Annotated in this window: 6 protein-coding genes; 4 read left to right on the top strand and 2 right to left on the bottom strand. The window is 56.8% G+C overall.

Features of this window, described 5'->3' with window-relative positions; translation table 11 throughout:
• Positions 1–99: 99 nt before the first annotated feature.
• The 3 genes from CW742_RS05040 (at position 100) to uvrA (ending at position 3820) form a co-directional block, all read left to right on the top strand.
• Positions 100–390, top strand: coding sequence for a hypothetical protein (locus tag CW742_RS05040; RefSeq protein ID WP_292417359.1), 291 nt, complete (start codon positions 100–102; stop codon positions 388–390).
• 4 nt (positions 391–394) lie between these two features.
• Entirely contained in the window at positions 395–907 is a 513-nt protein-coding gene (locus CW742_RS05035; RefSeq protein ID WP_292417356.1) for a DUF4411 family protein, read from the top strand.
• An 87-nt stretch (positions 908–994) separates the two neighbouring features.
• Positions 995–3820, top strand: coding sequence for an excinuclease ABC subunit UvrA (uvrA, locus tag CW742_RS05030; RefSeq protein ID WP_292417354.1), 2826 nt, complete (start codon positions 995–997; stop codon positions 3818–3820).
• Between the two features lie 32 nt (positions 3821–3852).
• On the opposite strand, the gene CW742_RS05025 is transcribed toward uvrA, so the two are convergent.
• Positions 3853–4107: a tetratricopeptide repeat protein gene (locus tag CW742_RS05025; RefSeq protein ID WP_292417349.1), complete on the bottom strand. Its 255-nt coding sequence runs from the start codon at positions 4105–4107 to the stop codon at positions 3853–3855.
• Positions 4108–4321: 214 nt separating this feature from the next.
• Here CW742_RS05025 and uvrC point away from each other — a divergent pair, with 214 nt between their 5' ends.
• Positions 4322–5917: an excinuclease ABC subunit UvrC gene (uvrC, locus tag CW742_RS05020; protein WP_292417347.1), complete on the top strand. Its 1596-nt coding sequence runs from the start codon at positions 4322–4324 to the stop codon at positions 5915–5917.
• A gap of 107 nt (positions 5918–6024) precedes the next feature.
• On the opposite strand, the gene CW742_RS05015 is transcribed toward uvrC, so the two are convergent.
• The gene (locus CW742_RS05015; protein ID WP_292417344.1) at positions 6025–6339 is read right to left on the bottom strand and encodes a transcription factor S; all 315 of its coding nucleotides are present in this window, start codon (positions 6337–6339) and stop codon (positions 6025–6027) included.
• Positions 6340–6665: the final 326 nt, after the last annotated feature.

Raw genomic sequence — 6665 nt, 5'->3', positions numbered from 1 at the left:
GCGGCGTAAATTTATGTTCCGGAAAAAAAGCTACAACATGTACGGCACACCGTGAAGAAATAAGAAGATCGATACTAAAAAATTGCCCGATACTTTAAGGTGAGTGAGCTGGTAGGTGCGTACAGGATTACCAATCTCGATCTCATAAACAAACAGGAATTCGAAGAATTTTATCAGGAATCTGAACAAAAAAGAAGAGAGGAGCTTGCATCTCAGGAAGGTGGGGGCAATTTTTATGATAATCAGCGAGCGGCAATTGGTCGTCGTTTTGCAGAAGCAGTAATCATTGCAGTACGAGATGGGCGCCTTCTTTATCGCGACGCATACAGGTTAACCGGATTGTACGGTAATACCTTCGAAACATTTGCGAAAGAAATCGGGATGAGTTGATTGTATGCCCTCACAACCTGTCTTTTTACTTGATGCTAATGCGTTCATTGAGTCTGCGAAGCGATATTATGCTTTCAGTATCGCTCCCGGTTATTGGGACGGATTGATTTTTCATGCACAGAAGGGCCCGGTAAGATCGATTGACAGGGTTAAGACTGAAATCGATAAGGGCAAAGATGATCTCAAGATATGGGTGGATACAAATTTCCAGGAATGGTTCGAATCCACCAATCAGCAGGATGTTATCGACGCTTACGGAAGAGTCATGACGTGGGCATTGGGGCAACCCCAATATACTGCCTTTGCAAAAGCCGAATTTGCTAAAGCAGCTGATGGCTGGTTAATTGCTCATGCCCTGGCAAAGAGGTATGTTGTTGTCTCCGACGAATACTATGATCCAAATATCCGAAGGAGGATTAAGATTCCGAATGTGTGTCGTGCGATTGGTGTTTCATATTTAAACACATTCGAGATGTTGCATGCGCTTCACGTGCAGCTTACACTGCCATCGCAGTAACGTTTGTTCAAAGGGTTGTGCGATTCACTTTCATGCCCCGAACCTTACTCCTTTAACTACCGGAGCTAAACAGACTGAGCACCAAGCATGAAAGATATCATCATCAAAGGTGCCCGCCAGCACAACCTCAAAAATATCAGCGTGGAGATCCCGCGTGACAAGTTGGTCGTCATCACCGGCGTCTCCGGCTCCGGCAAATCCACCCTCGCGTTCGACACGCTCTACGCTGAGGGCCAGCGCCGGTACGTGGAGTCGCTCTCCTCGTACGCCCGGCAGTTCCTGGGCATCATGCACAAGCCCGATGTGGACCTCATCGACGGGCTCTCTCCGGCGATCTCGATCGAGCAGAAGACAACCTCCAAGAACCCCCGTTCAACGGTCGGGACGGTTACGGAGATCTACGATTACCTCCGGCTCCTCTATGCCCGGATCGGGACGCCGTTCTGTCCCGAGCACAATATCCCCATCGCCGCCCAGACCCCCGATAAGATCGCCGACCTGATCGCGGCCGAACACCCGGGGATGGTCACGGTCCTCGCCCCCATTGTCCGGCAGAAAAAGGGGACGTACCAGCAGCTCTTAAAGGATCTCAACAAGGAAGGCTATGCCCGGGTCCGGGTCAACGGGAAGATCATCCGGACCGACGAGGAGATCAAGCTCGACCGGTACAAGATGCAGAACATCGAGATCGTCATCGACCGGCTGGACTCGTCCGAGCGCTCCCGGCTTGCAGAAGCTGTGGAGAACTGCTTAAAGAAGTCCGAGGGGCTCGTGCTCGTTGCCGATGAAGAAGGGAAGGAGTCCACGTACTCGTCCCTCATGGCCTGCCCGGTCTGCGGGATGGCATTCGAGGAACTCCAGCCCCGGATGTTCTCGTTCAACAGCCCGTTCGGGGCCTGCGAGGAGTGCCACGGGCTCGGGGTGAAGATGGAGTTCGACCCGGACCTCATCATCCCGGACAAGGAGCGGTGCATCGCAGACGGCGCCATCGCCCCGTACCGCAACCCGATGGACGGGTTCCGGGGGCAGTACCTCGCAACGGTGGCAAAGAACTACGGCTTCTCGGTCTTAACGCCGATCAAGGACCTCACGAAGGAGCAGTACGAGGCGCTGATGTTCGGCTCATCGAAGCGGATGAAGTTCCAGATGAGCATGAAGAACGGCGATGCCGAATGGTCGCACACCGGGGAATGGGAAGGTCTCCTCCCGCAGACGGCCCGGCTCTATGCCCAGACCCAGTCGGACTGGCGGAAACGCGAGCTCGAAGGCTACATGCGGGTCTCTCCCTGCCCGGCCTGCAACGGGCGGCGGCTCAAGGACAAGGTGCTCGCCGTCCGGATTGACGGGAAGTCCATCATCGATGTCACCGACATGCCCGTTTCCGGAAGCGCTGCCTGGTTCCGCCACCTGAAGCTGACCGACCGGGAGCAGGAGATTGCCCGGCAGATCACGAAGGAGATCCAGTCCCGGCTTGACTTTCTGGAAAAAGTCGGCCTCGGGTATCTCACGCTCTCCCGGAATGCCGGGACGCTCTCCGGCGGGGAAGCGCAGCGGATCCGGCTCGCCACCCAGATCGGCTCGAACCTCATGGGCGTCCTGTACGTGCTCGACGAACCCTCCATCGGGCTCCACCAGCGGGACAACCGGAAACTCATCGAGACCCTCCGGGCGCTCCGCGACCTCGGGAACACGGTGCTTGTGGTCGAGCACGACGAGGACATGATCCGGTCCGCAGAGCATGTCATCGACATGGGCCCGGGCGCCGGGATGCACGGTGGCTATGTGGTTGCGGAGGGCAACCCGAAGCAGATCGAGAAGAACAAAAAGTCCTTAACCGGCCAGTACCTCTCCGGGGCAAAGGAGATCGATGTGCCAAAAACCCGCCGGACATCGAAACGGTTCATCACCGTGAAGGGCTGCCGGGAGAACAACCTCAAGAACATCGATGTGAAGTTCCCGATAGGTCTCCTCACGGTCATCACCGGTGTCTCGGGCAGCGGGAAGTCCACGCTCGTGTACGAGACGCTCTACAAGGGCATGATGCAGATCATCAACAAGTCCCGGGAGCAGGCCGGCCTGCACGACAGGATTGTCTTCGATGCCGAGATCGACAAAGTGATCGTGATCGACCAGTCCCCGATCGGGAAGACCCCGCGGTCTAACCCCGCAACCTACACCAAAGTCTTCGATGAGATCCGCACGGTCTTCGCTGAGACCAAGGAAGCGAAGATGCGGGGCTTTGCGCCGGGCCGGTTCTCGTTCAATATCCGGGGCGGCCGGTGCGAGGCCTGCGAAGGCGACGGGCTCATCAAGATCGAGATGAATTTCCTTCCCGATGTGTACATCGAGTGCGAGGAGTGCAAGGGCAAGCGGTACAACCGCGAGACGCTCGAAGTCCAGTACAAGGGGAAGTCCATTGCCGATGTCCTTGACATGAGCGTGGAAGAGGCGATGAAGCATTTCGAGAACATTCCGTCCATCCGGACAAAACTCGAGACCCTCTCCCGGGTCGGGCTCGACTACATCAAGCTCGGCCAGAGCTCGACCACCCTCTCGGGGGGCGAGGCGCAGCGGATCAAGCTCACCCGCGAACTCGCGAAGCGGGCAACGGGTAAGACCCTTTATCTCCTGGACGAACCGACAACCGGGCTCCACTTCGATGACACGAAGAAGCTGATCAAGGTGCTTGACGATCTCGTGGAAAAGGGCAATACCGTGGTCGTGATCGAGCACAACCTGGATGTGATCAAGTCGGCCGACCACATCATCGACATCGGGCCGGAAGGCGGCGATGCCGGCGGGAAGATCGTGGCCACCGGGACTCCCGAAAAAGTCGGAGCGGTTGCCGGGAGTTACACCGGGCAGTTCCTTAAAGAGATGCTTGACCGGAATCCTGCGGCCACATCCCGGTAATTCCTGCAGCGGTAGTGCGGCCGGAAAAATGATCACGAACGGGCCGGCGCCAGCGGATTGATATGGGTAGCCCGGTCATATTTTTCCCGTGCTTCGTCAAACCTGCCGAGCCGGGCAAAGCAGTTGCCCATCTCGAAGAACGCCTTTGCGTAACCGGGTGCAATGACCACCGACTGCCGGAGATATTTCAGCGCTTCGTCGTCCCTGCCGCGCTGTGAATAGTCCAGTGCCTTCCGGTACAGGTACTGGGCCTCGATCGGTATTCCCTTTGCATAGATCCATTCCATATACCCTCTCCCCCTTTGTCCCCACCCGGGACGTTGGACAAAGGAACATCATTCCCTGCCGGCTATTTAGTCATTTGCGCAGCAGAGATGCACTGCAGTTCCCGGTGCAGTGGCAGCAGCAGGAGCGTCATGCAGAACCCCCGCCGTGCATCCCCGGGGGTCCCTGCGCCATCCCCAGACCTTAATAACCCGGAAAGAGACGCTAGTACAGCACATGTTCGATACCGCGACCCTTCCTTCCGCCCCCGGTTGTTACCAGTTCTTTGACAAGGGCGGGACGATCATCTATGTCGGAAAGGCCAAGAACTTAAAAAAGCGGGTGAGCAGTTACTTCCAGAAGAAGGATCATGACCGGAAGACGCAGAGCCTTGTTGCGGCCATTGCCCGCATCAGCGTTGTGGTGACCAACACCGAGACCGAAGCGTTTCTCTTGGAGAACAACCTGATCAAGAAGCACCAGCCGAAGTATAATATCGACCTCAAGGATGCCAAGAGGTACGCGTACATCGAGCTGACCCGCGAGCCGTTCCCGCGGATTGGGATTGCCCGCCACACCGGGGCCGGTGAATCGGTGTATTTCGGCCCGTTCGTTTCCGCTGCCGAGCGTGATGAACTGATCCGCATTGTCCGGAAGATCTTTTTGGTCCGGTCCTGCCGCAGGCTCCCGAAGCGTGCGTGCCTCCGGCACCACCTGCACACCTGCAGCGGGCCGTGCGTCGGGGCGATCAGCCAGGAGGAGTACCAGCGGCAGGTGGACCGGGCCGCAGAACTCCTGAAAGGGAAGAGCGCAGAACTCCTCCATACGCTCCGCGAGGAGATGGCGGAGTATTCCGCACGCGAGGAGTACGAGAAGGCGCTTTCTGTGCGGAACCAGATCGGTGCCGTCACCCGGCTCTCCGAGCGCCAGCACGTCGAGAGGCCGAAGGAAACGGACCAGGACGTAATCGGGTACACGATTGCCGATGATACGGTCTACCTCATGGTCTTCTCTGTTGAGAAAGGCCTGCTCTCCGGCAAGCAGGAGTACTCGTTCGATAACCGCGAGGACTTCTTCGAAGAGTTTCTCGTCCAGTATTACGCCGACCGCGTCCCCCCCTCTGAATTGATCCTGTCCCAGGATACAGATGAAGCCCTTGCCGCGTATCTCTCTGAACGCAAGGGGAAGGCAGTCCACATCACGGTGCCGAAGATCGGCGAGAAGAAAAAACTGCTTGACCTTGTCCAGAAGAACCTTGAGTACGCGTTTTTGAAAAACGAGATGAAGACTAAGGACCTGCAGGCAAGCCTTGGTCTTGCCGATTCCCCGGACGTGATCGAGTGCTTCGATATCTCCCATCTCTCCGGCACCGCGATGGTCGGGTCGATGGTACAGTTCAGGAACGGTGTTCCCGACAAGAAGAACTACCGGAGGTTCCAGATAAAAACCGTGGAAGGCATCGACGATTTTGCTTCCATCGCCGAGATCGTGAAGCGGCGGTACGACCGGCTGATCCGCGAGGACCGGGAACTTCCTGACCTGATCATCATCGATGGCGGGAAGGGGCAGCTTTCCGCAGCCGGTGAATCTCTCCGTGACCTTGACCTCACCATCCCGGTCATCGCCCTTGCCAAGCAGGAGGAGGATGTGTATCTCCAAGGAGAGATGCTGCCCCGGAAGCTCGACAAAAAAGGCATGGCACTCCACTACCTCCAGGAGATCCGGGATGAGGCGCACCGGTTCGCGATTACGTACAACCGGCTCCTGCGGAAGAAGGCGGCTGTGGGCAGTGCAACCTCATCGGGCAGCAAACGGAAGAAGAAAGACACTTGATCGTTGCAGGGTGTTGCGGGGCCAGGGACGTTCCTGCCAAAAATTTCCCCTCGCGGGGTACGAAAACCGGAACGTGGGAAAAAAGCGTTTGGGTGAAAGACCCGGCCTCAGTCGTACTGGCGCCAGGTGTGATCGCACTCAGTGCACTTGAAGAAACGCACCTCGCTTTCATCAGCAGCCCGGAGCTGGCGGAGCCACCAGAACGCAAGGTTGTTGCCGCACTTGGGGCACTTGATCTGGATCGTCGGGAGAGTCCTGATTTTTTCCCCCTCGTCATCGACGATCATGATCTCCTTCTCGATGCGATCCCGCTTCTTTGTCATATTGTCGGTGGACTCGATCTTCCTGATATAGCCGCACTTGCGGCACTTGAGCTGGCCACCGGAAGATATCATAAGAGATTTGCATTCAGGACAAAACATCGGTATACTATGCGTGATGATACAAGATTAACTCTCGGGTAATCCTGATACTCCCGGTCAAGAGCGGGGCAGGAGGAGATTGCGAGGGGGATAGGCGGGAAGGCCGTCCCCCATGTGCCGGGTATGCCTGATGGGAATCCTTTTTTTGGTACGGCGTGGATAACTGTATAGTGATCGAGTATCTGGTCCTGCTTTCCTGTTCCGGTTTTCTGGCATTCCTGCTACCTGGTCTCCACCGCAGGTATGCTGCTCTTGTCGGGGGGGTTTTCGTGGTCCTGCGTCTCTTTGCTTCGTTGCCGGAGTATTTCCGGGTGTACAATTTCAGT

Origin of the sequence: Methanoregula sp. (assembly GCF_002835825.1) — an archaeon.
GTDB lineage: Archaea > Halobacteriota > Methanomicrobia > Methanomicrobiales > Methanospirillaceae > Methanoregula.
Note: the sequence above shows the minus strand (reverse complement) of the source record. Positions and strands in the feature narration are given on the sequence as shown.

Coding starts and splice junctions, on each gene's coding strand:
- uvrA (WP_292417354.1), top strand. CDS start 995: ATGAAAGATATCATCATCAAAGGTGCCCGCCAGCACAACCTCAAAAAT.
- CW742_RS05015 (WP_292417344.1), bottom strand. CDS start 6,339: ATGTTTTGTCCTGAATGCAAATCTCTTATGATATCTTCCGGTGGCCAG.
- CW742_RS05025 (WP_292417349.1), bottom strand. CDS start 4,107: ATGGAATGGATCTATGCAAAGGGAATACCGATCGAGGCCCAGTACCTG.
- CW742_RS05035 (WP_292417356.1), top strand. CDS start 395: ATGCCCTCACAACCTGTCTTTTTACTTGATGCTAATGCGTTCATTGAG.
- uvrC (WP_292417347.1), top strand. CDS start 4,322: ATGTTCGATACCGCGACCCTTCCTTCCGCCCCCGGTTGTTACCAGTTC.